This window comes from Segeticoccus rhizosphaerae (assembly GCF_005222685.1).
GTDB classification, from domain to species: domain Bacteria; phylum Actinomycetota; class Actinomycetes; order Actinomycetales; family Dermatophilaceae; genus Segeticoccus; species Segeticoccus rhizosphaerae.
Window position 1 is genome coordinate 73,139 of sequence record NZ_SWMA01000012.1, and the last position, 22,653, is coordinate 95,791.

The window sequence follows — 22,653 nt, forward strand, 5'->3', positions numbered from 1 at the left end:
GCAGGCCTCGTAGGCTGTCCGTGTGCCAGCCGACGGGAGTGGGACCGGGCCGCGGTACCCGACGGCCGGAACGGTGCAGGAGCTCGCCGACCACCTCGACCACGTGCGCGCCCTCATCGACGCCGCTGCGCGCCGGTCGGGTCGCCGACCCGGCGAGGTGGCGCTGCTCCCGGTCAGCAAGCCCGTGACCGAGGACCGGATCCGGCTCGCGGTGCAGGCCGGCTGCCACCGGCTGGGTGAGAACAAGGTCCAGGAGGCGGCGCGCAAGCACGACGCGCTGGCCGACCTCGCCGTCGAGTGGTCGATCATCGGGCACCTGCAGACCAACAAGACCAAGGACGTGGTGGCCTTCGCCACCGAGTTCCACGCGCTCGACCGGCTCAAGGTGGCCGAGGCACTGGACCGGAGACTGCAGGCAGCGGGCCGCAGCCTGGACGTCTACGTGCAGGTCAACACGTCCGGCGAGGACTCGAAGTACGGTCTGCCGCCGGGGGAGGCCCTGGGCTTCTTGCGGCAGCTGCCCCGGTTCACCTCGCTGCGGATCCAGGGGCTGATGACGCTGGCCGTGTTCAGCGACGACACCGAGCGGGTCCGACCCTGCTTCGTGCGGCTGCGCGAGGTGAGGGACCGGGCCCGTGAGATCGATCCCGACCTGATCGGTCCCGGCGGCCTGTCGATGGGCATGTCCGGGGACTTCGAGGTGGCGGTCGAGGAGGGGGCCACCGTGGTCCGGGTCGGGCAGGCCATCTTCGGGGCGCGGCCGCTGCCGGACAGCTACTACTGGCCCACCGACTCCGCGGGCGGGCCGCCGTCGCCGTCGCGGTCCGGCTCCTCTTGCGTGAACCGGTCGGACAGGCCGTAGCGCAGCAGCACCACGTCACCCAGCTGTCGCACCTGGGCCAGCCGGGCCCGGCGCCCCGCGTGGAAGGGGAAGGCGCCGTCGGCGACGAACCGCACCGCCTGCGAGTCGCCGACGAAGAAGGGCGCGACGACCAGGTGCAGCTCGTCGGCCAGGTCGTCGGTCAGGAACTGGGTGTGGACGTGTCCGCCGCCTTCCACCATGAGCCGGCGGACACCGCGGGCGTGCAGGTCCTCACTGAGCCAGCGCATGGTCACCGTCGCCCCGGCGTCGACCACGGTCGCCACCGAGTGCAGGTTGCCGCACGCGGTCGCGGCGGCGCTCGCGGCGTAGACCAGCTTGGTGCCACCGCCGTGGGTGAAGAACCGGGTCCGTGGGTCGAGGTCGCCTGAGCCGGTCACGGTGACCTTGATCGGCGAGGGTGTCCGGCCCCGGGCGACGCGTGCTGTGCGGCGGCGCGCGGCCCGCACCGTCAGCCGGGGGTCGTCGTTGCGGACGGTGGCGGCCCCCACGAGGATCGCGTCGCAGGTCGCACGCACCGCATCCACGCGGTCGAGGTCGGCGCGGTTGGACAGCACGAGCCGCTCGCCGGAGGCCGAGTCGAGATAGCCGTCCAGGGACATGCCGCAGCTGAGCACGGTGTAGGGACGGTCAGCCATCGGCCGCGGCACGTCGTGTCGGCAGGGCCGGTCGTGGCCGCTGCGTCGTTGTCTGACCTTGACCGTTCGAGGACGCCGTCGCGGCCGTGTCCTGCGTGTCCTTCCCGTCCTCCGGGTCCTTCGCGCCGCGCGCGGAGCCACGGCGACGGGACACGGCCTCCACAGCCAGGACCACACCGCCTGGCAGCGCGCCCGCCAGGGCCAGCACGCCATACACCACGGCCGCGCCGACGCCGGCGGTCGCGCCGAGGCCGGCCGCGGCGAACGTCCAGGACGCGACGCCCTCGCGCGGCCCCCAGCCGGCGACGTTGGCGGGCACGGCCATGGCCAGCAGCACCAGGAACGCGAGGGGCACCAGCCGGGCGAGGGAGGCGGCGCTTCCCGCCGTGCGGGCCGCGACGACGAACGTCGCCACGTGGCCGCTCACCGCCACCGCGGACGCAGCGGCCACCCGGGGGCCGGACCGGAGCCACCAGGTCCCCGCGGGCCACGGACCGACCACTCGGCGCACGCCACGGGCCACGCGGCCCCGGGCAGCCGCAGGGTGCCCCGCGAGTGCCCAGACCGCGACGGCGGCACCGGTGAGCAGGACGAGGCCGATGAGGACCGTCGGGAGCATGTCGCGGACGGGTGAGGGCAGCACCAGCAGGACCACGACGGTCATCACCAGCTGCACGAGCTGGCCGGCGCACCGCTCACCGACCACCGCCCGCGCGGCGTGTGGCAGGTCGCCGACATCGTGCCCGCGCCGCACCGCGCGGTGCACGTCACCGAGCACCCCGCCGGGGAGGACGAGGTTGAGGAACTGCGAGCGGTAGTAGGCCGCGACAGCGGTGCGCAGCGGCAGCTCCGAACCCAGTCCGGCCGAGACCCACCGCCAGCGCCAGGCGGCGCAGACGGTGCTCAGGGCCGCGAGGAGCATGGCGGCTGCCATGGGCGGGCCGTCGAGACGCTGCAACGGTGCGAGAAGGGCCTCGGTGCCGAGCCGCCAGGCGACGGCGCCCAAGATGGCCAGGCCGACGACCGGTCGCGCCCAGGACCACAGACTCCGTCGCGCCATGGCTGCTCCTCGTCGACCCGTGGCGGGCCTCACTCCACCCTAACGAGACCGAGCGCCGGCCGGTTCAACGTCGGGTCGGGCGAGCAGGTCCCGATGGTCCACCGTCGCCGTCAGCCGCCCCGCCGCGGCCTGCCCCCGGCGTCGGCGGACGTAGTCGAGGGTCGGTCCGGCGAGCTCGGGGCGCTGCTCGAGGGCGGCCGCCAGCCAGCCGTCGAACCAGGCGGCCGTGAGGGCGGCGTTTTCGTGGCCGAGCCGCCACGGGCTGGCTGCGGCGGTGACCTCGGCGCCCCTGGCCGTGAACGCCTCGATCGTCCTCCGGACCGCCCCTGGGCCGAGCAACCGGTGGCCGCCGACTGGCCGTTGCTGGTGTGCGTTGAAGGCCTCGGAGATCGGCTGGTCCCACCGGTCGGGCGGGTCGAGCCGGACCCGGCCGGTGACGGTGAGGTTCAGCAGCACCGGACACCCGGCGTGCACGCAGGAATCCACCAGGCGTTCGAGCTCGGTCGTGGTCAGCACGTCCAGCAGGGCCGAGGCGGTGACCAGCCCGCCGGTGGCAAGCTGCCGCGCCGACATCCGGGTGACGTCGACCCGCCGGGTCTCCATGGTGACCGCGGAACCGTCGGCGGCGCGGGGCAGCGGGCGAGTCGCCGCCACCCCGAGCAGGTCCGCGTCACGGTCGCACAGCACCCAGTGCTGCGGTCCGGGCAGCCGGGGAGCGAGCCAGCGCAGCATCGCCCCGGTGCCGCAGCCGAGGTCGTGGACGGTCAGCGTCCCGGAGGGCGACAGACCCCGGGCGAGCTGGTGGACCAGGCCGGTCGAGCGGGCGGCCGCGTCGGCGGGTTCGCGGAGCGCCAACCAGTCCGGCGTCGCCCGCGCCCGGCCGACGCTTGTGCTCATGGCCGCAGCTCCTCCGCGGCAGAGCCGCTCCGCTCAGTCGTCTGCCCCGGCTCCTCCGCGGCAGAGTCGCTCCGCTCCATTCTCGCCGCTGTCGTCGCTGGGGCGAGAGCCGTCGGTGCTGCTGGGGGCGCGCCCTGGAGCGCTAGGGCGATCTTCCCGGCGGTGGCCGGCCAGGTGGACAGGTGGCGCCCGCGATGGTGGGCCGCGTCGCGCAGCCGCTCGCGCAGTGCGGGTTCGGTGAGCCACTCGTGCAGGGCCGAGGCGAGAGCCCGCGCGTCGCCAGGTGGGACCACCATCCCGGCCGGGCCGGCGGGGTTTCCGCGCCCGATGGTCGCCGGCAGTCCACCGACGTCGCTCACCAGGGCGGGTATGCCGTGTGCCATGGCCTCGGCGGCGACCATGCCGTAGGACTCGGCGCGCGAGGGGACCACGAGCAGGTCGGTCCGGGCGTAGTGCTCGGCCAGGGCGGGGCCGGTCAGGGCACCCGTGAACCGCACCCGCGGACCGAGCCCGGCGGCCGCCACCCGCCGCTCCAGCCGGCCGACGAAGGGCCGGTCGTGGTCCAGGTTGCCCACGAACGTGCAGCCCCAGGCGCTCGAGTCGGTCCGCTCGAGCGCGGCGAGCAGCACGTCCTGACCCTTGTGCGGGGCGACCACTCCGACGCACAGCAACCGGCCGCCCGAGGCCGTGCCGGCTGCCAGCGGGGACGGGTCGCACCCGGGCTCTGCGAGGTGCAGCCGAGCCGGGTCGAGCCCGTGACGGTGCAGGGCACGGTCCCGGGTCCAGCCACTGGTGACCACGACCGCTTCCGCCGCCCGGAGCACGGCGCCCTCCTTCTCGCCGACCGCGGTGGCCGCGGCAGAACGAGCCGGCAGGGCGTCGACCAGCAGCTGGTGCACCAGCACCACCAGCCGCAACCGTTCCGCGTGCGGGAGCAGCACCTCGGGGGTGCAGCAGGCGACCAGACCGTCCACCAGGACGATGGCCCCGGCGGGCAGACCCGCGACGACCGCACGCAGCGCGGCCAGGTCACCGGGGCGGGGCCGCGGCCAGCGGCCCGGCACTGCGTGCTCGTGCACCGTCCACCCGGTTGCCCCCAGCTCCCGGCACAGTCGCCGGTCGTAGACGTTGCCGCCGCTGGGGCGCCGAGGGTCGTCGACGTCGCCGGGGACCACCACCTCGACCCGGTTCACGCCGGCCCCTGGGCGACGCTGGAGATCACAACGTCCGTTGGTAGCTCGCCCGGGCGAGGTCCGACTCGTGCAGGGTCACCTCGAGACCCTCGAGGTCCTGACCGGCCGGCCCCAGCTCGCCCGCCGCGATGCGGTCGGCCAGGCGGTCCGCGACCTCCCGGGCGAGCACTTCGGTGGTGGTGTTGTGACCGGCGAACCGGGGCAGCTCGTCCAGGTTGCGGTAGTCGAGCTCGTCCAGCACAGCGCGGAGCTGCTGTGCGGCCGCGGCGATGTCCACGACCAGGCCGGCGCCGTCGAGCTCGGTGCGCCGGAAGCTGGCGTCGACCACGAAGGTGGCGCCGTGCAGTCGCTGCGCGGGACCGAACTGCGCTCCGGTGAAGCTGTGGGCGACCATCATCCGGTCGCGCACCGTGACGTTGAACATTTCCTCACTCCCGTCCGTAGTCAACAAGGTGACACACAGCGCGCTCGCGGCCGTCGACCAGCCGCGGCATCACCTCGGGCAGGTCCTCGAACCTGACCGGTCCGGTCAACAGGGCGTCGAAGGCAGCGTCGCGCAGGAGGTCGAGCGCCAGGGTCAGCCGATCGCGGGTGCTGCGGGTGCCGCGCCGGGCCGGCGCCACCATCCCCACCTGGCTCGCCCGCACGCTCAGCCGGCCGGAGTGGAAGGTGCCTCCGAGGGACAGCTCGACGGGAGCGTCGCCATACCAGGACATCTCGCAGACCAGGCCCTCCCGTGTGAGCAGGTCCAGCGAGAGCTGCAGGCCGGCCGCGCTGGCGCTGGTGTGCACCACCAGGTCCTGGCCACCCGGGGCCTCGCCGGGCGCGGCGAACCGGGCGCCGAGCCCGGTGACCAGCGCCTTCCGGGACGGGTCGACGTCGACGACGGTGAGCTGCACCCCCGGGAAGCGGGAGAGCAGGCGCGCGACGCAGCACCCCACCATGCCCGCGCCGACGACGGTCACCCGGTCACCGACGAGCGGGGGAGCGTCCCACAGGGCGTTGACCGCGGTCTCCACGGCCCCGGCCAGCACCGCACGGCGCGGCGGGACCCCGTCGGGCACCGGGACCACGGCCTCGGCGGGCACCACGAACCGGGTCTGGTGGGGATGCAGGCAGAACACGGTGCGCCCCGTCAGCTCCGGCGGGCCCTTCCGCACGACCCCGACGTTGAGGTAGCCGTATTTGACCGGACCGGGCAGCGACCCCTCCTGGAAGGGTGCTCGCATCACCTCTCGCTGGTCGGCCGGCACGCCGCCGCGGAAGACCAGCGCCTCGGTGCCGCGGCTGATGCCGGACCACAGGGTGTCGACGAGCACCTGTCCGTCGCCGGGTTCGGGCACCGTCGACGTGCGGATCTCCCCGACCCCTGGCGCGCGGACCCAGAACGCGCGGGCGCTGCGTTCCTCGCTCGAGGTTCCCGGCATGTCCACAACCTAGTGGGGCCCGCGGTGTCGGGCGGCCTCCTTGCCGCCACGACCGGCAGAGCAAGATGGAAGCAGGGGCGAGCGCAGGAGGTGACGTGCACAGGCTGGCGGTGGTGGCAGGTGGGCTGACCGGTCTGGCGGCCCTGCTCGCGGCCCTCGCCGCCGGCCCGGGCCTCACGCCGGCGGCGTGGGTCGTCGGTGCCGCCTGCGGCCTCGTGCCGAACCTCGCCATCGCCCGCGGCGGCGGCCGCGCGGACCGTCGGCGCTCGGGCGAGGCGGCAGGCGAGGCGCCCACGCCCGCGGACCTGGTGACCCTGACGCGGGCCGTCCTCGCCTCCGGGGTGGCCGCACTGGTCGCCGACTCGAACGCGAGCGGGTCCACCGGTGCCCCTTCCGTGGCGCTGGTCGGGCTCACGGTCGTGGCGCTGCTGCTCGACGCGGTCGACGGACGAGTCGCCCGCCGCACCGGGACGGTGTCGGCCTTCGGGGCGAGGTTCGACGGCGAGACCGACGCCTTCCTCATCCTGGTGCTCAGCGTGTATGCCGTGCCCCGCTACGGCGCCTGGGTGCTCGCCATCGGGCTGGTTCGCTACGTGTTCTGGCTGGCCGGGCGAGTCCTGCCGTGGCTACGGGCGCCGCTGCCGGCGCGTGACTGGCGCAAGGTGGTGGCGGCCTTCGCCGGGGTGGCGCTCACGGTGGCCGCCGCCGGGATCCTGCCCCGTGCGGTCACCCTCGGTGCGCTGGTGGTGGCCGCGCTGTTCCTGGCGGAGTCCTTCGGCCGGGACGTGCTGTGGCTGTGGCGTCGACGTCACGAGGTGCCGACCGCGGCACCGCAACGGGTCGTGCGACCTGCCGGGCCGGGGCGGCGCGTGGCACGTGTGCTCCTGGACGTGATCGCCCTGCTGGTCGTCTGGGCCGTCCTGCTGGCGCCGACCGAGCTCCCCGCCCTGACACCGAGCGTCCTGCTGCGGATTCCCTTGGAGCTGTTGGTCGTCGGGGCCCTGGCCCTCGCCCTGCCCACGCGGCCGCGGCGGGCGGTGGCCGGGGTCCTCGGGGTGCTGTTCGCGCTGGTCATGATCGTCAAGCTGCTCGACATGGGCTTCTTCGCGGCCCTCGACCGACCGTTCAACCCGGTCACCGACCTCGGCCTTTTCGGCCCGGTCTTCGCCCTGGTGCGGGACACGGTCGGCCGGGTCGCGGGCGAGGTCGTCGGCGTCGCGGCCCTCCTCGTGGTCGTCGGGCTGCTCGTGGGCGTGCCGCTCTCGGTGGGGCGGATCTCCTCGGTGGTCTCGCGGCACCGCCGCCAGGCCACGCCGGTCGTGGCCGGGCTGACGGCGCTCTGGGTGGTGGCGGCGGCGGTCGGGTGGCAGGTCGACACCGGTGAGCCGGTCGCGGCCGCGAGCTCCGCGCGGGTTGCGGCCGGACAGGTGCAGCTGGCCGTGACGACCCTCCGCGGCGAGCGGCGCTTCGTCGCGGCGCTCACCCGCGACCCGCTCCGTGACCTCCCCGCCGACCGGCTGCTGACCGGGCTGAGCGGTAAGGACGTGGTCGTCGCGGTCGTGGAGAGCTACGGACGAGTCGCCGTAGACGGGACCAAGGGTGCCGACGCCGGGGTGCGCGACCTCCTTCGAGCGGGCACCCGCCAGCTGCGGTCGGCCGGATACCAGTCGCGCAGCGCGTTCCTGACGTCACCGACCTTCGGCGGGCACAGCTGGCTCGCCCACTCCACCCTGCAGTCCGGGCTCTGGGTGACTGACGAGGGCCGATACGGGCAGCTGCTCGGCAGCGACCGGATGACCCTGTCCCGGTTCTTCCACCGTGCCGGCTGGCGCACCGTCGCGCTGCAACCCTCGGACGGCGAGCCCTGGCCGCAGGGCCGCGCCTTCTACCACTACGACCGGATCTATGACGGGCCGCAGCTGGGTTACCGCGGGCCACGGTTCGGCTTCTCGCTGATGCCGGACCAGTTCGCCCTGGAGGCCCTGCACCGGGAGGTGCTGGGCCCGGCCCGGCAGCCGGTCTTCGCGCAGATCGAGCTGGCCAGCAGCCACACCCCGTGGGCACCGTTGCCCCGCCTGGTGCCGTGGGACCGGCTGGGCGACGGCGCGGTCTTCGGGCCGATCCACCACCGCGCCCAAGGAATCGGGCAGCTGTGGGACCACAAGGAACTGGTGCCCCGCGCCTACGCCCGGTCGATCCACTACACCCTGACCTCGCTCATCCAGTACGTCGAGCGCTACGGGGACGACGACCTGGTGCTCGTCCTACTGGGCGACCACCAGCCCGCCAGCATCGTGTCCGGCTACCACGCGAGTCACCAGGTGCCGATCACCGTCATCGCCTCCGACCCGACGGTGCTTCGTCGGATCGACGGATGGCACTGGCAACGCGGCCTGCTCCCAGGATCGGGCGCGCCGGTGTGGCCGATGGACGCCTTCCGCGACCGGTTCGTCCGGGCCTACAGCCCCACCGCCCCGGGCGCGCCGTGAACGACGCACAAGCGCTCGGCGTGCAGCGCGACCTCGCGTCCGGTGACGGCTCCGGCCGGGGTCGGTATGACGCGGCGCTGCGATCCACCCGCGAACGCGCTTTCGAGCCGGGCCAGTTCGCCGGGCAGGAGAGCTTCATGACGGCCCGGGAGATCCTGGCTCTCGCCCGACGAGCCGGCGTGCGGCGGAGCTCACGCGTCCTCGACCTGTGTTGTGGCGTGGCCGGCCCGGGTCGCCTGGTCACCAGGGCCCTGGGCTGCGACTACCTGGGCGTGGACGCCGACGCCGAGGCGGTCGCCCTCGCGCGGGAACGGGCCGACGGGTTGTCGTGCCGCTTCGAGGTCGGATCGGTGCCACCCGTCCCCGAGGGTGGCTACGACGTGGTGCTGCTGCTGGAGACGTTGCTCGCCTTCCCCGACCAGCCCGCCCTGCTCCGGCAGGTCGCCGGTGCCATGCGGCCAGGTGGCCGGTTCGCCTTCACTGTCGAGCAGGGGCACCAGCTGACCGGCGCCGAGAGTCGCCTGATGCCCGCAGCGGACACCGTGCACCTCACGCCCGAGGGCGCCATCGTGGACAGGCTGGAGCGGGTCGGACTTCGAGTCGTGTGGCAGCACGACGTCAGCGACGCCCACCGGCGCACCGCAGCCGCGCTCGCGGACGCGCTGGTCGCGGAACAGGGCCGGATCGTGCCGCGGCTCGGCCGGCGCAGGTGGACCGACCTGCTGGCTGCACACCGGCTCTGGGCGGACTGGTTGGCGTCGGGCCGGGTCCGCAAGCTGGCGGTGGTGGCCTTGCGCAGCCGCAGTCAGCCGTCGAGCTGCTCGTAGGTCGCGAGGCTCGGCCCGCGGGTCTCCTGCAGCCGTCGGGCACCCGCCTCGGCGTCCCGCAGGACCCGCAGGACGTTGCCGCCGGCCAGCTTGACGAGGTCCTCGTCGGACCAGCCGCGGTCGGCGAGCGCGGCCAGCAGCCGGGGGTAGCCGGTGACGTCCTCGAGCCGGTCCGGCAGCGCGTCGACGCCGTCGTAGTCGCCGCCAAGCCCGACGTGGTCGACGCCCGCCACCTCACGGACGTGCTCCACGTGCTTGACCACCTGGTCGAGGTCGGTCGTCGGCTTGGGGTGCTTGGTGACCCACTCCTTCTGGAAGGCACCGAACGCCGCGATATCGGTCGGGGCGACCCCCTTGGCCTTGGCCGCCTCCGCGGCGTCGGTCCGCCACTGCGCACACGTCGGGTCGACGAAGCCCGGGACGAAGGTCACCATGCACACGCCGTTGTTGTCGCCCAGCGTCTCGAGGACGTCGTCGGGGACGTTGCGCGGCACATCGCAGACCGCGCGCGCACTGGAGTGCGAGAACATCACCGGCACCTCGGTGACCCGCAACGCCGCTCGCATCGTGTCAGCGGAGACGTGCGACAGGTCCACGAGCATGCCGATCCGGTTCATCTCGCGCACGACCTCCTCGCCGAAGGCGGACAGCCCGCCGACCTTCGGCTCGTCGGTCGCCGAGTCGGCCCACGGGGTGTTGTCGTTGTGGGTCAACGTCATGTAGCGCACGCCCAGGACGTGCAACATCCGCAGGACGGCGAGCGAGCAGCCGATCGAGTGCCCGCCCTCTGCGCCGAGCAGGGACGCGACCCGGCCGGAGGCGAAGACCGACTCCACCTCGTCCGCGGTCCGCGCGAGGCCCAGCCGGCCGGCATACCGGCCGATCATCTGGTGCGCCGCGTCCACCTGCTCCAGCGTCTGGGCCACCGCTGCGTGGGCCGGCGGCGTGGACGGCACCCACACCGACCAGAACTGTCCGCCCATGCCGCCCGCCCGCATCCGGGGCAGGTCGGTGTGCGTCGTCGTGGTCCCGGCCTCGAGGTCGAGCCGGTCGAAGTCGTAGCCGGTCTGCTTGCGGGCCTCCCACAGCAGGTCGTTGTGGCCGTCGATGAGCGGGTGGTCGCGCAGCAGCGCGGTGACCCGCTCGAGGGACGGGGAAGCGGTCGCGGTCGTCTCCGTGTTGGCCATGCGCCCATTCAATCGCAGCCCAACTACGCTGTGTCTGTGACGTCACCCCCCACCTCCCCGGCGGCCCCCGCACGACCCTCGGGACAGCGCAGCGTCGCGCTGGTGACGCTGGGTTGCGCCCGCAACGAGGTCGACTCCGAGGAGCTCGCCGGGAGGCTGGCCTCCGAGGGCTGGCTCCTCGTCGACGACGCGGCGCAGGCGGACGTCGCGGTGGTCAACACCTGCGGCTTCGTCGAGCAGGCCAAGAAGGACTCCATCGACGCGCTGCTCGAGGCCTCCGACCTCAAGGAGGACGGACGCACGCAGGCGGTCGTCGCCGTCGGTTGCCTCGCCGAGAGGTATGGCGAGCAGCTCGCCTCCCAGCTGCCCGAGGCCGATGCGGTCCTCGGCTTCGACTCCTACGCCGACATGTCATCGCACCTGTCCGCGATCCTCGACGGCGAGCGACCCGCCTCCCACGTGCCGTCCGACCGGCGCCGGCTGCTGCCGCTCTCACCGGCCCGCCGGCAGGAGGGTGCGAGCGCGGTGGCGGTGCCCGGTCACGGGACGCCGGAGGCGCTCGAGGTGCGTGAGCCCGAGTCGGTCGCGATCGACGGCCCGGTCCCCGAGCACCTGAGCGGGCTGCGGCAGGCTGGCCCGGGACGGTCGGTGGTGCGCGCGCGCCTGGACGACCGGCCCTGGGCGCCGCTGAAGATCGCCAGCGGCTGCGACCGGCGCTGCGCCTTTTGCGCGATCCCGATGTTCCGTGGCGCGTTCGTCTCCCGCCGCCCCTCCGACGTGCTTGCGGAGGCGCGCTGGCTCGGCGAGCGGGGCGTGGAGGAGATCTTCCTCGTCAGTGAGAACTCCACGTCATACGGCAAGGACCTCGGCGACCTGCGACTGCTGGAGACCATGCTGCCCGAGCTGGCGGGCGTCGACGGCATCGAGCGGGTGCGGGTCTCCTACCTGCAGCCGGCCGAGATCCGCCCGGACCTCCTGGACGTCATGGCCGGCACGCCGGGTGTGGTGCCCTACTTCGACATCTCCTTCCAGCACGCCAGCGCCCCGCTGCTGCGCCGGATGCGCCGCTTCGGCGGGAAGGATGCCTTCCTCGACCTCGTCGAGCAGGTCCGCAGGCGTGCGCCGCTGGCCGGTATCCGCTCCAACGTCATCGTCGGTTTCCCGGGCGAGACCGAACAGGACGTGGTGGAGCTGGAGGAGTTCCTCACGGCCGCGCGGCTCGATGTCGTCGGCGTCTTCGGCTACTCCGACGAGGACGGCACCGAGGCCGAGACCCACGACGGCAAGCTGCCCGAGCAGGTCGTGGCGGAGCGGCTCGCGCGAGTCGGCTCCCTGGTGGAGCAGCTCGACGACCAGCGCGCCGAGGAGCGGGTGGGGGAGACCGTCGAGGTGTTGGTCGAGGAGGTCGACGATGACGAGGGCGTGACCGGTCGCGCAGCCCACCAGGGGCCCGACGTGGACGGGGTGACCCTCCTGCGGCAGGCCCCTGGGGAGCGGGTCCCGGCCGTGGGCGACCTGGTCACGGCCCGCGTCGTCGGCACCGAGGGCATCGACCTGGTGGCGGAGCACGCGTGAGTCAGCCCACAAGGCCATCCCGCGAGGTTCTGCGCCGGCACGCTCGCTGCGATGCCTCGCGTGGGCCCGGGCCTGCCGTACGTCGCGGCGACCGGTCACGTCGGGGCCTCCGGTACGTCGCGGGGACCCCGACGTGACCGGTCCCCAGCCCACTGGGCCGATGGCGCCCCAGGCCAGTGCCTGGAACATCGCCAACGCGCTGACGGTGCTGCGCATCGCGCTCGTGCCCGTCTTCGGCTGGCTGCTGCTGTTCGGCGGAGGCGAGGACGAGACCTACCGGATCCTGGCGGCGGCGGTCTTCGCCGTCGCCGCGATCACCGACCGCATCGACGGCGACCTCGCCCGGGCCCGCGGCCTGGTCACCGACTTCGGCAAGGTCGCCGACCCCATCGCCGACAAGACGCTGGTCGGTATGGCGCTCGTCGGGCTCTCGCTGCTCGGTGAGCTCCCGTGGTGGGTCACCGTCCTCGTCCTGGCCCGCGAGATCGGTGTCACCGCGATGCGGTTCTTCGTCATCCGGCATGGTGTGATGGCGGCCAGCCGGGGCGGCAAGGTCAAGACCGCGCTGCAGGGGCTGGCCATCTTCCTCTACGTCCTGCCGCTGCCCGGCAACTGGCACATCGTGGCGGTCGCGGTCATGGCGGCTGCCGTCATCGTCACCGTGGTCACCGGCCTCGACTACGTCTTCCGCGCACACACGCTGCGCACCACCAGCCCGAGGGCGATCGCCAAGCGCGAGCGGCGGGCAGCGATGCTGCGCGAGCAGGCCGCCAAGCTGCGGGCCACGACGGAGACGGCCCGCCGAGCCGCCAAGAAGGCACAGCCGGAGAGCTCGGCGGGCAAGAACAAGCGCTCGTCCCAAGGCAAGTCGTGACTCCCGGCGGGACGCACTCGGCCCGGTCGGTGAGCGCGGCGTCTGCCACGGGATCGGGCACCGCGCTGTCGCGCGAGCTGATCGGCCGCTTGGCTGCCGCCGGCCTGACCGTCGCGACGGCCGAGTCACTCACCGGTGGCCTGGTCGCCGCGCGGCTCACCGACGTGCCCGGCGCCTCGGAGGTGGTGCGCGGGGGAGTCGTGGCCTATGCGCTGGAGGTCAAGGCGGAGGTCCTGGGCGTCGACGCGGCGTTGCTCGACCAACGGGGTGCCGTCGACGCGGAGGTGGCGCAACAGATGGCGACCGGCGTGCGGCAGCGGCTGCGGTCGACATACGGGCTGGCGACGACCGGCGTGGCCGGGCCCGGGCCGGCCGACGGCAAGCCGGCCGGCACCGTCTTCGTCGCGGTCGCGGCGGAGCAGGGTGTCCGGGTGCGCCAGCTGGCGCTGACCGGCGACCGTGAGCAGATCCGCGCCCTGACCGTCGACGCCGTGCTCGAGCTGCTGGCGCAGTCACTCTGACCACCCGCCCGATCGTCGCGGTGCCGACCGAACCCCCTCGGAACACGCCGCCGCAGTCGGTTGTTGGCACCGATGTGGCCTCGAGGATGAGCAGCTCGTCTTGCGCGCAACCGTCGGCGCGGCTCGCCCTCGGGGACGAAACATGATCGCCTGGTGGATCCGGGAGGCGGGGGACCCGCCGGTCGGGGTACCGTGGAGGCCACAGACAGGACCGCGAGAGGAGGCGTCATGATCCTGCTTCGCCGTGAACTCGGTGACGTGCTGCGAGAGCAGCGTCAGTCACAGGGCCGCACCCTGCGCGAGGTGTCGGCGTCCGCGTCGGTCTCGCTCGGTTATCTCAGCGAGGTCGAGCGTGGCGAGAAGGAAGCCTCCTCCGAGTTGCTCGCGTCGATCTGCGGAGCACTCGAGCTGCCCCTGTCCGAGATGCTCAGCAACGTGTCCATGCGCGTCGCCGTCACCGAGGCCGCCGAGGCGCTGACCGCACCGGTGAACCTGCCGGTCCAGACCAGCGCACGAGAACTGGTCTCCTCCGCCGCCTGATCCCTGCCGTGCACCACGGGCCCGCGCCGATCAGCGCGGGCCCTGGCACATCGGGCAGTAGAACATCATCCGGTCCTTCGGCGGCTCCCCGATCATCTCGACCAGAACCGTTCCCCCGCAGCGGCGACAGAGCCGCCCCGCCCGGCCGTACACGTAGAGCCCCTGACCACGACGGCGCACCCTGGTCGTGGTCGGTATGCCGTGTGCGCGCCCCGCGTCCAGCAGCCGCCGGGCCCGCTCGACCACTGCCCGGAGCCGGCTCGGCGGGACCTCGGCCACGGGCTGCCAGGGCTGCTGCGTCTCACAGAAGAGGGTTTCCGCGGTGTAGATCGTGCCGAGGCCGGCGAGGTTGCGTTGGTCGAGGAGGGCGGCACCGAGAGGGGTGTCGGGGTGTGCGCGCAGTCTGGCGAGCGCCGCCTCCAGGTCCCAGTCGGCGCCGAGCAGGTCGGGCCCGAGGTGGCCGACCAGCGAGCTCTCCTCCGCGGTGGGAACCAGGTCGAGCATGCCGAGCTGCCACCCGACGGCGGTCCACCGCTCGGTGGCGAGGACTGCACGGATGGCGTGGTGGCGCAACGGCTTGGCCGCCTGCTGCGCCGTCGCGTCCAGCCGCCACCTGCCGTCCATGCGCAGGTGGCTGTGCAGGGTCCGGCCGTCGTCGAAGCGTTGCAGCAGGTGCTTGCCGCGGCTCACCACCTCGAGGGTGGTCGCCCCGCGCAGGTCGGCGGTGGCCAGCGAGGGCCAGCGCAGGTCGCCGTGGACGAGCGGAGCCCCCGTCAGGGCCCGGTCGAGCCGCCGTGCGGTGCGCCAGACGGCGTCACCCTCGGGCACGCCGCACCACCGTCACCACGTCGGGCGAACCCGTCGGGGACACGGTCAGCGTCCCTGCGGAGTGATGCGGTGCACCTGGTCGACCACTTCGGAGACGAGGTCGAAGGTCTCCGTCTCGTGGACGTCGGAGAGGCTGACGATGGCCTCGTCGATGCCGAGCTCGGCGAGCCGGCCAAGACGGTCGACGGCCTGGTCGACCGTCTGGGTCTTGCCGTGCCCGTCGCTGGAGATCGCCAGGCGTCCGAGCGTGGTGCGCGTGATCTCGCCGTAGTCACGTCCGGCGTCCGCGCAGTGTCCGCGCAGCACGCCCAGCTTGTGCGCGATCTTGTCGTGGCCCATCTCGTAGAGGTTGCACGCGTCGGCGTACTGCGCCACCAGCCTCAGCGTCTTCTTCTCCCCGCCGCCGCCGATGAGGATCGGTGGGTGCGGGGTGGACCTGGCCTGCGGGAAGTTGAGGGGACGTTCGAGCCGGTAGTGGCGGCCGGCATACGGGCTCTCGTCGCCGGACCACATCTGCAGGGCGATCTGCAGCGTCTCCTCGAGCATCTCGAAGCGCTCCGCGAGAGGCGGGAAGGGCACGCCGAGGCCGAGGTGCTCCTCCTCGTTCCAGGCGGCGCCGATGCCGAGCCAGGCCCGGCCACCGGAGAGCACGTCGAGGGTGGTGACGGTCTTGACGAGCAGGCCGGGGTGCCGGTAGGTCACCCCGGTCACCATGGCGCCCAGTCGGATTCGTTCGGTCACGGCAGCGAGGTGGGAGAGCGTCGTGTAGGCCTCGAGCATCTCGTGCTCGGGTGGGCCGACCATCCGGATCTGGAAGAAGTGGTCCATGACCCAGACGCTCGAGATGCCGCTGGCCTCGGCGTTGCGGGCGATCCGCGCCAGGTCGGGACCCAGGCTTCGCGGTGAGCCGGGCCAGGTGAAGTCGGGGATCTGCAGGCCGATGCGCATGTCCCCATCATGCAACCCGGTATGCCGTGTGGTCGCGCTGTGACGAGCCCCGGGATGGGGTCAGGGACCTGGCGTCGCCACGGCGAGCGTCAGGCTGTTGCCGCCCTGGCGGCCGCGAATCCTGTCGCTGGGGCCATGAGCTCGCGCCAGGCGCCGGACGGGATGGGCCCGGTCGAAACCTCCGGGGCGAGGGACCTGTGCAGCCGCGATGCCAGCGCACCGACGTCCTCGCGCAGTGCCGCCACGGCGAGTGAGACGTGGTCCTGGTCGAACCCGCGGCGGCCCATGGTGTGGACTGTGGTGAGGGTGAACACCCGGGTGGCGATCGCGCCGATCTCGACCAGGCGGCGCTGGGCGGGCCGCTCGTCGATGTTGATCTCCAGCTGCGCCCCCGCCAGGTCTGCGCCGGCCGCGGTCGTCTCATCCCGGGCCAGCTGCTCGCGCAGGTTCGAGGTGCCGGCCCGGCGCATCTGATCGGCCAGCTTGGCGCCGACCTGGGCATAGAGCACGTCATTCGAGCCCTCGAAGATCTGGAAGGGCCGGGAGTCCACCACGGCGCGACCGGCGATGTGGTTGAGCGCGTATCCCTTGGCGCCGACCAGCTGCAGGAGGGACTGCGCCGACTCCTGGAGGTAGTCCGACGCCACCGCCTTCACCGAGCTGGCCGACTGTGCCTCGCGGGACAGGTCGACCGACAGCCCGGCGTGTTCGGAGCTCCACAGGCTGAGGGCGCTGGCACAGGCCCACTGCCCCTGGAGCCGGGCGATGCGCGCGCGCACCTGGTCGTAGTCCAACAGCTGCCGGCCGGAGACGACCCGCTCGGTGCAGTGTGCGACGGCCTCGTCGACCATACGGTGGATGAAGCCGACGGCGTTGCCGGCAAAGCTCGAGCGCGACCGGTGCAGCAGGTCCATCATCATCCGGAGGCCGCCCCGGTCTCCCTCGAGCCGATGCGTGAGGGGAACGCGGACGTCAACTCGATTACGGCCGTAGGGGATCCCATAGAGACCAAGGGACGGATAGCGTTCGACCAGCTCGATCTGCTGCTCTGGGTCGCTCTGGTCGCAGACGAACATGTCGATGCCGTTGCCGAGGTCACCACCGTCCTTGCCGGGGCGGGCCATGACCAGCCAGTAGTCGGCCCAGCCGGACAGGCCCGCCCAGTGCTTGGTGCCGCGCACGCGGTAGTGCTCGCCCTCACGGCGCCAAGCGGTCTGCATGGACAGCGCGTCCGTGCCGTAGCCGGGCTCGGTGATCATCAGCCCACCGAGGCTGCCGCGACCGGCCAGTTGCGGAAGGATGCGCTCGGCGACCGCCCGGTCGGCATACTTCGCGACCGGTTGCACGAACAGGCCGCCGCTGATGCCCATGGTCAGGCCGAGCGCGAGGGAGTGGTAGGCCGCCTCCTCCATCACCGCCTGGCCCGGCGCGAGGCTGTCACCGAATCCGCCGAAGCGCTCCGGCAGGAACGCCCGCATCGGCTCCGCCGCCAGCACGTCGCGCATGACGAAGGGCGGCAACCCGCGCTGCTGGCCGATCACGTCGACGTCGGCTCGCCCGAAGGTCCGCGCCACCGCGCCCCGGAACCTCTCGATCAACGAGGCGGCCCTGTCCGGATCGACGCTCCCGGTGCCGTGGGTGTCCGTGTCGAGGTCGAGGTCCCTGGTCGTGTCGGGACGAGTCAGCTGCAACACCATCGGGGGATTCTCCTGCTCAGATCGGTTCGTTAGGTTTACCTTACCTACGGTTACGTTACCGTAGGTTAGAGGCGCCGGTCACCCTGTACCGAGTGTGAGGCTGGACATAGACGAGGAGGGGCGGCAAGGAGGCGAGCCTTCGACGGGCAGCCGACGGCTGGGCTCGGAGGGCAGGCCTTCAGCGGCGCAGCCGAAGGCCTCGTGGCGTGGCGTGGAACCCGGCTTCGGCCAGGGCCGCCACGAGCGGGTGGCCCGAACCGAGCACCGCTCCGCCGTCCGCCTTCTCGACGGTGAGCTTGCCGAGGGCACCCTCGCGGACCGAGAGGGCCAGCGCGTCGGCCGCCGCCTGCAGGCTGGCCGGGTCGTCGGTCCACGACAGGAGCGTCTTGCCGCCGCGCTCGACATAGAGGGTCAGCGCGCCGTCGACGAGGACCGCCAGGGCGCCCGCTTTGCGCCCCGGTCGGTGCGCCGTCGCCGACCGCTCGCCCTGCACCGGGTCGACCTCCCGCTCGGGCCAGGGCAGCGCCGCACCGTAGGGATTGGCGGGGTCTGCTGCCGCGAGGACCACCGCCGGTGGAGTGACCCGGCGCCCGCCCGCGGCCGGCCGCCCCGACCCCCGGGTGTCCCACGGATCCGGGGGGAGGCTGGGTTGCGCCGAAGGACCGTCACCGAGGCCGCGGCTGTGGCTGCGTAGCCGGTCGACCGCACCCGTGGTCGCGAACTGCGCCGCCCCGAGCCCCTCGACGAAGTAGCCGCGCCGCACCCGGCCGGACTCCTCGGCCGCCGCGAGGACGCGGTAGACCGCGGCGAACCCGCCGGCGCGACCCTCGGCGGCGACGCTGCCGCGGGTCACCACGCCGTAGCGGTCGAGCAGGACCTCGGCCGCGGCGTAGGCCCGCACCGTCGCATCCGGCTCGACAGGGGGGAGCAACGACCAGCGGCCCGCGGCGGTCGGGGGACCACCCCGCGACGGCATCGAGGGCCGGCCGGTGCCGCGTCGCCCGGACAGCGCGCCCAGGCTCCCGGCCCGGCCGGAATAGCGGGTCGAGCGCGGGGCGGTGCGCCGCGCCCTGTGGGCGGTCCGACCGCCGGAGAGCAGGGCGCGCAGCGGCGCGAGCGTGTCGCCGCTCAGGTATCCCGCCCAGACGAGGTCCCACAGAATCGTGGTCAGCTCGTGGTCGTCGGTGCTGCCGACCGAGTCGGAGAGGGTGCGGAAGAAGTAGGCGCCGCCACCCCCCAGCGCGTCGAGGACCCGGCGGTGCGCCTCGGTCAGCTCGAGGTCGGGCGACGGCGCGTCGAGGGTGAGCGGGGCCGTCTCCGCCAGGTGCAGCGAGACCCAGCCGTCGTCACCCGGCAACGCGCCGTGCCCGCGCCAGAGCACCTCGCCGGCCGCGGTCAGCTCGTCGAGCAGGGCCGGGCGGTATGACGCGACGCGGCCGGGCAGCACGAGGGTCTCCACCGCACTGGCCGGCAGTCGGGCGCCCGCGAGCTGCTCGACCGCCCGCAGGACGCCTTCGGTGCCGTGCAGGCCGGAGCCGACTCCCTGCCAGGCCGGCAGGAACCGGGCCAGGTCCACGGGCGGCACCGGCTCCACCTCGGCCCGCAGCGCGGCGAGGGAGCGGCGCCGCAGCACCCGGAGGACCTCGGCGTCGCAGTAGTCGGGGCCGTGCTCGCCGCCACCGGACTCGATCGGGCGCAGCTCGCCCTCGACCACGCGACCGGCCTCGACCAGCCGGCGCAGCGCCGTGCTCGCCACCGCGGGGCCGAGGCCGAACCACCCCGCGACGTCGTGCGCGGTGAACGGACCGTGGGTCCGGGCGTAGCGCATCACCAGGTCACCGACCGGGTCGCGCGCCGGCTCGAGGAAGACCTCGGGCAGCCCGACGGGCAGGGCCACGCCGAGGGCGTCCCGCAGCCGGGAGGAGTCCTCGACCGCGGCCCAGGACTCCTGACCGCCGACGCGGACCCGGATGACCTGCCGGTCGCCCTCCAGCTCGACGAGCCAAGCGGACAGGCTGGCCGGCGACGTGCCCTCGGTGCACCTCTCGAGGATCGCCGCGTGCGGCAGCGGGCCGAGCACGCGGACGAGGTCGACGACGTCCTCGGCATCCCGGCAGCGCCGCTCCGACGCGAGGTGCTGCAGCTCGTTCTCGGTGCGGTGCAGCGCCTCCGGGTCGAGCAGGTCTCGCAGCGCGGCGCCCTCACCCCGGCCGAGCAGCTCCGACAGCAGCGTCGGGTCGAGGGCCAGGGCCGCGGCTCGGCGCTCGGCCAGGGGTGAGTCACCCTCGTAGAGGAACTGGGCGACGTAGCCGAACAACAGGCTCTTGGCAAAGGGCGAGGGCGAGGCTGTCTCGACGTGGACCAGGCGCACGCGTCGCGCGGCGATGTCACGCATCAGGTCGGTCAGGCCGGGGACGTCGAAGACGTCCTGCACGCACTCCCGCACCGTCTCGAGGATGATCGGGAAGGAGGGGAACTGGCTGGCCACCTGCAGCAGCTGGGCCGACCGCTGACGCTGTTGCCAGAGCGCCTGGCGTTTGCCCGGGTTGCGTCGCGGCAGCAGCAGCGCGCGCGAGGCGCACTCGCGGAACCGGGCTGCGAACAGGGCTGATCCGCCGATCTCGGTGGTCACGAGATCATGCACGTCGTCGGCGTCGAGGGTGATCAGTGACAGCAGCTCGGACGAGAGATCGGCCACCGGGACGGTGGGACCGTCGTCGCCCTCGCCGAGGTCGAGCTCGAGGTCGGGAAGCCGCAATACAATGCCGTCGTCACCGTGCATCGCCTGGACGTCGACGCCGAAACGTTCGCGCAGGCGGGCGGCGACGCACAGCGCCCACGGAGCGTGCACCTGGGCGCCGAAGGGGGAGTGGAGGGCGATCCGCCAGTCGCCGAGCTCGTCGCGGAACCGCTCGACGACGATGGTGCGGTCGTCCGGCACGTGGCCGGTCGCCTCCCGCTGCTCCTCGAGGTAGGTGAGCAGGTTGTCTGTGGCCCACTCGTCGAGACCTGCCTGAGCGACCCGCGCGCGGGCGGATCGGCCCGGCAGCGCGACGATCTCGCGGACGAACGCGCCCACGGCGCGCCCCAGCTCGGCGGGCCGGCCCAAGGTGTCACCCTTCCAGAACGGCAGCCGGCCGGGCACCCCGGGCGCCGGGGTCACGAGCACCCGGTCGTGGGTGATGTCCTCGATCAGCCAGGACGAGGTGCCGAGCATGAAGACGTCGCCCACGCGCGACTCGTAGACCATCTCCTCGTCGAGCTCGCCGACGCGGCGGCCCGATCCCTCGGACGAGGCGAGGAACACGCCATACAGCCCACGGTCGGGGATGGTGCCGCCGCTGGTGACTGCGAGCCGCTGGGCTCCGCGACGGCCGGTGAGCACCCCGGTGACGCGGTCCCAGACGAGTCGCGGTCTCAGCTCTGCGAACTCGTCGCTCGGGTAGCGCCCGGACAACATGTCGAGCACCGCCTCGAGGATGGACCGCGGCAGGGCCCCGAACGGCGCGGCGCGGCGCACGAGCGACTCGAGGTCGTCGACCGGCCAGTCGTCCATGGCGCACATCGCGACGACCTGCTGGGCGAGCACGTCGACCGGGTTGGCGGGCACCCGCAGGGCCTCGATCTGACCGGCCCGCATCCGCTCGACCACGACGGCCGTCTGCACCAGGTCACCGCGGAACTTCGGGAAGAGCACGCCGCGCGAGACGGCGCCCACCTGGTGGCCGGCGCGGCCGACCCGCTGCAGCCCACTCGCCACGCTGGGCGGGGACTCGACCTGGATGACGAGGTCGATCGCCCCCATGTCGATGCCGAGCTCGAGCGAGCTGGTGGCCACCACGGCGGGCAACCGGCCGGCCTTGAGGTCGTCCTCGATGAGCCCGCGCTGCTCCTTGCTCACCGAGCCGTGGTGGGCACGCGCCAGGACCGCGGGAGCGCCGCTGCCCTGGCCCGACTGGGCCATGATCTGCGCGGGCGTCGAGCGTGTATGCCGGTCGGACGGGTCGACGCCCGTGGCGTCCTCGCCGTTGCGGTCGTCGTCGGCTGGCCCGCTGGCCGCCTCGACAGCTGCCTGCTCGAGCCGGTCGGCCCAGATCTCGTTGAGCCGAGCGGTGAGCCGCTCGGCCAGCCGCCGGGAGTTGGCGAAGACCAGGGTGGACCGGTGTGCCGCGACCAGGTCGACGATGCGCTCCTCGACGTGCGGCCAGATCGACGCACGTTGCGGCTCACCGGAGGCAGGGCCGGACAGGTCGTCGTCCACCTGGCCGATGGCGTCCATGTCGGCGATCGGCACCACGACGTCGAGGTCCCACTCCTTGGTGGACTCCGGTTGCACGGTGGTCACCGGCCGCCCGCCCGCGAGGAACCGGGCGACCTCGTCGACCGGACGCACCGTGGCCGACAGGCCGACCCGCTGGGCGGGTTTGTCCAGCAGCGCGTCCAGCCGTTCGAGGCTCAACGCGAGGTGGGCCCCGCGCTTGGTGCCCGCCACCGCGTGGATCTCGTCGACGATGACCGTCTCGACGCCGGCCAGCGCCTCGCGTGCCTGGGAGGTCAGCAGCAGGAAGAGCGACTCGGGCGTGGTGATCAGGACGTCGGAGGGGCGGCGGGCGAACGCGCGACGCTCGCCCGCCGGGGTGTCGCCGCTGCGGACCGCGACGCTGACGTCGGGCTGGGGCTGGCCCGACCGGGCCGCGGCGTGACCGATGCCGACCAGCGGCGAGCGCAGGTTGCGCTCGACGTCGACGGCGAGCGCCTTCATCGGCGAGATGTAGAGCACCCGGCACCGGCGCAGCGGTTCCTCCGGCGGCGGTTCGGCCGCCAGTCGGTCGAGCGCCCACAGGAAGGCCGACAGGGTCTTGCCCGATCCGGTCGGCGCCACGACGAGGGTGTGGTCGCCGCTGCTGATCGCGTCCCAGGCGCCCGCCTGCGCGGCGGTCGGCGCGACGAAGGACGCGCGGAACCAGTCCTGGGTCGCGGGGGAGAAGCGTTCGAGCACGTCGGTGACCATGACCGTCCCAGCCTGCCACGCCGCACCGACACCCCGCGGCCGAGCACCCGCCGCTGCCGCT

General features: G+C 73.4%; 18 protein-coding genes. 7 read left to right on the forward strand and 11 right to left on the reverse strand.

From position 1 onward, the window contains the following. Positions 1–22: 22 nt before the first annotated feature. Positions 23–862, forward strand: coding sequence for a YggS family pyridoxal phosphate-dependent enzyme (locus FCN22_RS10500; protein WP_137121499.1), 840 nt, complete (start codon positions 23–25; stop codon positions 860–862). Here FCN22_RS10500 and FCN22_RS10505 read toward each other — a convergent pair. The 6 genes from FCN22_RS10505 to FCN22_RS10530 are packed head-to-tail and all read right to left on the reverse strand — an operon-like array spanning position 778 to position 6,095. Then, the gene (locus FCN22_RS10505) at positions 778–1,518 is read right to left on the reverse strand and encodes a RibD family protein (RefSeq protein ID WP_137121500.1); all 741 of its coding nucleotides are present in this window, start codon (positions 1,516–1,518) and stop codon (positions 778–780) included. The two genes, FCN22_RS10500 and FCN22_RS10505, sit on opposite strands and share 85 nt — an antisense overlap. Continuing rightward, a complete protein-coding gene (locus FCN22_RS10510; RefSeq protein ID WP_137121501.1) occupies positions 1,511–2,578 on the reverse strand; it encodes a lysylphosphatidylglycerol synthase transmembrane domain-containing protein in 1,068 nt (355 codons plus the stop codon). Before FCN22_RS10510 ends, FCN22_RS10505 begins: the two co-directional genes overlap by 8 nt. A gap of 39 nt (positions 2,579–2,617) precedes the next feature. Next, positions 2,618–3,475 (reverse strand): class I SAM-dependent methyltransferase, encoded by an 858-nt coding sequence (locus FCN22_RS10515; RefSeq protein ID WP_137121502.1) that lies wholly within the window; start codon positions 3,473–3,475, stop codon positions 2,618–2,620. Beyond that, positions 3,472–4,668: a glycosyltransferase family 4 protein gene (locus tag FCN22_RS10520; RefSeq protein WP_137121503.1), complete on the reverse strand. Its 1,197-nt coding sequence runs from the start codon at positions 4,666–4,668 to the stop codon at positions 3,472–3,474. The genes FCN22_RS10515 and FCN22_RS10520 overlap by 4 nt, the downstream gene beginning before the upstream one ends. 25 nt (positions 4,669–4,693) lie before the next feature. Continuing rightward, positions 4,694–5,092: a 6-pyruvoyl trahydropterin synthase family protein gene (locus tag FCN22_RS10525; RefSeq protein ID WP_137121504.1), complete on the reverse strand. Its 399-nt coding sequence runs from the start codon at positions 5,090–5,092 to the stop codon at positions 4,694–4,696. 4 nt (positions 5,093–5,096) lie between these two features. Next, complete coding sequence (locus FCN22_RS10530; protein WP_137121505.1) at positions 5,097–6,095, reverse strand: zinc-dependent alcohol dehydrogenase; 999 nt, start codon at positions 6,093–6,095, stop codon at positions 5,097–5,099. A gap of 95 nt (positions 6,096–6,190) precedes the next feature. Here FCN22_RS10530 and FCN22_RS10535 point away from each other — a divergent pair, with 95 nt between their 5' ends. Further along, on the forward strand, positions 6,191–8,584 hold the full coding sequence (locus FCN22_RS10535) for a CDP-alcohol phosphatidyltransferase family protein (RefSeq protein ID WP_202911519.1): 2,394 nt from the start codon (positions 6,191–6,193) through the stop codon (positions 8,582–8,584). Then, positions 8,581–9,411 (forward strand): class I SAM-dependent methyltransferase, encoded by an 831-nt coding sequence (locus FCN22_RS10540; RefSeq protein WP_202911520.1) that lies wholly within the window; start codon positions 8,581–8,583, stop codon positions 9,409–9,411. Before FCN22_RS10535 ends, FCN22_RS10540 begins: the two co-directional genes overlap by 4 nt. Here the strand turns inward: FCN22_RS10540 and FCN22_RS10545 are convergent. Then, positions 9,390–10,598, reverse strand: coding sequence for a dipeptidase (locus FCN22_RS10545; RefSeq protein ID WP_137121507.1), 1,209 nt, complete (start codon positions 10,596–10,598; stop codon positions 9,390–9,392). The genes FCN22_RS10540 and FCN22_RS10545 overlap by 22 nt on opposite strands. A 36-nt stretch (positions 10,599–10,634) precedes the next feature. Here FCN22_RS10545 and rimO point away from each other — a divergent pair, with 36 nt between their 5' ends. From rimO to FCN22_RS10565, 4 genes are all read left to right on the forward strand, one after another. Next, positions 10,635–12,173, forward strand: coding sequence for a 30S ribosomal protein S12 methylthiotransferase RimO (rimO, locus tag FCN22_RS10550; RefSeq protein WP_137121508.1), 1,539 nt, complete (start codon positions 10,635–10,637; stop codon positions 12,171–12,173). 133 nt (positions 12,174–12,306) lie between these two features. After that, positions 12,307–13,047, forward strand: coding sequence for a CDP-diacylglycerol--glycerol-3-phosphate 3-phosphatidyltransferase (gene pgsA, locus FCN22_RS10555; protein WP_338016647.1), 741 nt, complete (start codon positions 12,307–12,309; stop codon positions 13,045–13,047). A gap of 29 nt (positions 13,048–13,076) precedes the next feature. Continuing rightward, positions 13,077–13,568, forward strand: coding sequence for a CinA family protein (locus tag FCN22_RS10560; protein ID WP_338016648.1), 492 nt, complete (start codon positions 13,077–13,079; stop codon positions 13,566–13,568). A gap of 228 nt (positions 13,569–13,796) precedes the next feature. Beyond that, on the forward strand, positions 13,797–14,108 hold the full coding sequence (locus tag FCN22_RS10565) for a helix-turn-helix domain-containing protein (protein ID WP_137121509.1): 312 nt from the start codon (positions 13,797–13,799) through the stop codon (positions 14,106–14,108). A 30-nt stretch (positions 14,109–14,138) separates the two neighbouring features. Here FCN22_RS10565 and FCN22_RS10570 read toward each other — a convergent pair whose 3' ends face one another. The 4 genes from FCN22_RS10570 to FCN22_RS10585 all read right to left on the reverse strand — a co-directional run bounded on the left by FCN22_RS10570 (position 14,139) and on the right by FCN22_RS10585 (position 22,592). After that, on the reverse strand, positions 14,139–14,936 hold the full coding sequence (locus FCN22_RS10570) for a DNA-formamidopyrimidine glycosylase family protein (protein WP_137121510.1): 798 nt from the start codon (positions 14,934–14,936) through the stop codon (positions 14,139–14,141). 45 nt (positions 14,937–14,981) lie between these two features. Then, positions 14,982–15,884: an LLM class F420-dependent oxidoreductase gene (locus FCN22_RS10575; protein ID WP_137121511.1), complete on the reverse strand. Its 903-nt coding sequence runs from the start codon at positions 15,882–15,884 to the stop codon at positions 14,982–14,984. A gap of 89 nt (positions 15,885–15,973) precedes the next feature. Continuing rightward, positions 15,974–17,581: an acyl-CoA dehydrogenase family protein gene (locus FCN22_RS10580; RefSeq protein WP_137121512.1), complete on the reverse strand. Its 1,608-nt coding sequence runs from the start codon at positions 17,579–17,581 to the stop codon at positions 15,974–15,976. Between the two features lie 178 nt (positions 17,582–17,759). Beyond that, positions 17,760–22,592, reverse strand: a complete 4,833-nt coding sequence (locus FCN22_RS10585; protein WP_137121513.1) for an ATP-dependent helicase — start codon at positions 22,590–22,592, stop codon at positions 17,760–17,762. Positions 22,593–22,653 lie beyond the last annotated feature (61 nt).

What these genes read in the sequence shown, in the direction of transcription:
- FCN22_RS10580 (WP_137121512.1), bottom strand. Translation starts at nt 17,581, where the DNA reads ATGGTGTTGCAGCTGACTCGTCCCGACACGACCAGGGACCTCGACCTC.
- FCN22_RS10505 (WP_137121500.1), bottom strand. Translation starts at nt 1,518, where the DNA reads ATGGCTGACCGTCCCTACACCGTGCTCAGCTGCGGCATGTCCCTGGAC.
- FCN22_RS10525 (WP_137121504.1), bottom strand. Translation starts at nt 5,092, where the DNA reads ATGTTCAACGTCACGGTGCGCGACCGGATGATGGTCGCCCACAGCTTC.
- FCN22_RS10565 (WP_137121509.1), top strand. Translation starts at nt 13,797, where the DNA reads ATGATCCTGCTTCGCCGTGAACTCGGTGACGTGCTGCGAGAGCAGCGT.
- FCN22_RS10510 (WP_137121501.1), bottom strand. Translation starts at nt 2,578, where the DNA reads ATGGCGCGACGGAGTCTGTGGTCCTGGGCGCGACCGGTCGTCGGCCTG.
- FCN22_RS10515 (WP_137121502.1), bottom strand. Translation starts at nt 3,475, where the DNA reads ATGAGCACAAGCGTCGGCCGGGCGCGGGCGACGCCGGACTGGTTGGCG.
- FCN22_RS10575 (WP_137121511.1), bottom strand. Translation starts at nt 15,884, where the DNA reads ATGCGCATCGGCCTGCAGATCCCCGACTTCACCTGGCCCGGCTCACCG.
- FCN22_RS10585 (WP_137121513.1), bottom strand. Translation starts at nt 22,592, where the DNA reads ATGGTCACCGACGTGCTCGAACGCTTCTCCCCCGCGACCCAGGACTGG.
- FCN22_RS10545 (WP_137121507.1), bottom strand. Translation starts at nt 10,598, where the DNA reads ATGGCCAACACGGAGACGACCGCGACCGCTTCCCCGTCCCTCGAGCGG.
- FCN22_RS10530 (WP_137121505.1), bottom strand. Translation starts at nt 6,095, where the DNA reads ATGCCGGGAACCTCGAGCGAGGAACGCAGCGCCCGCGCGTTCTGGGTC.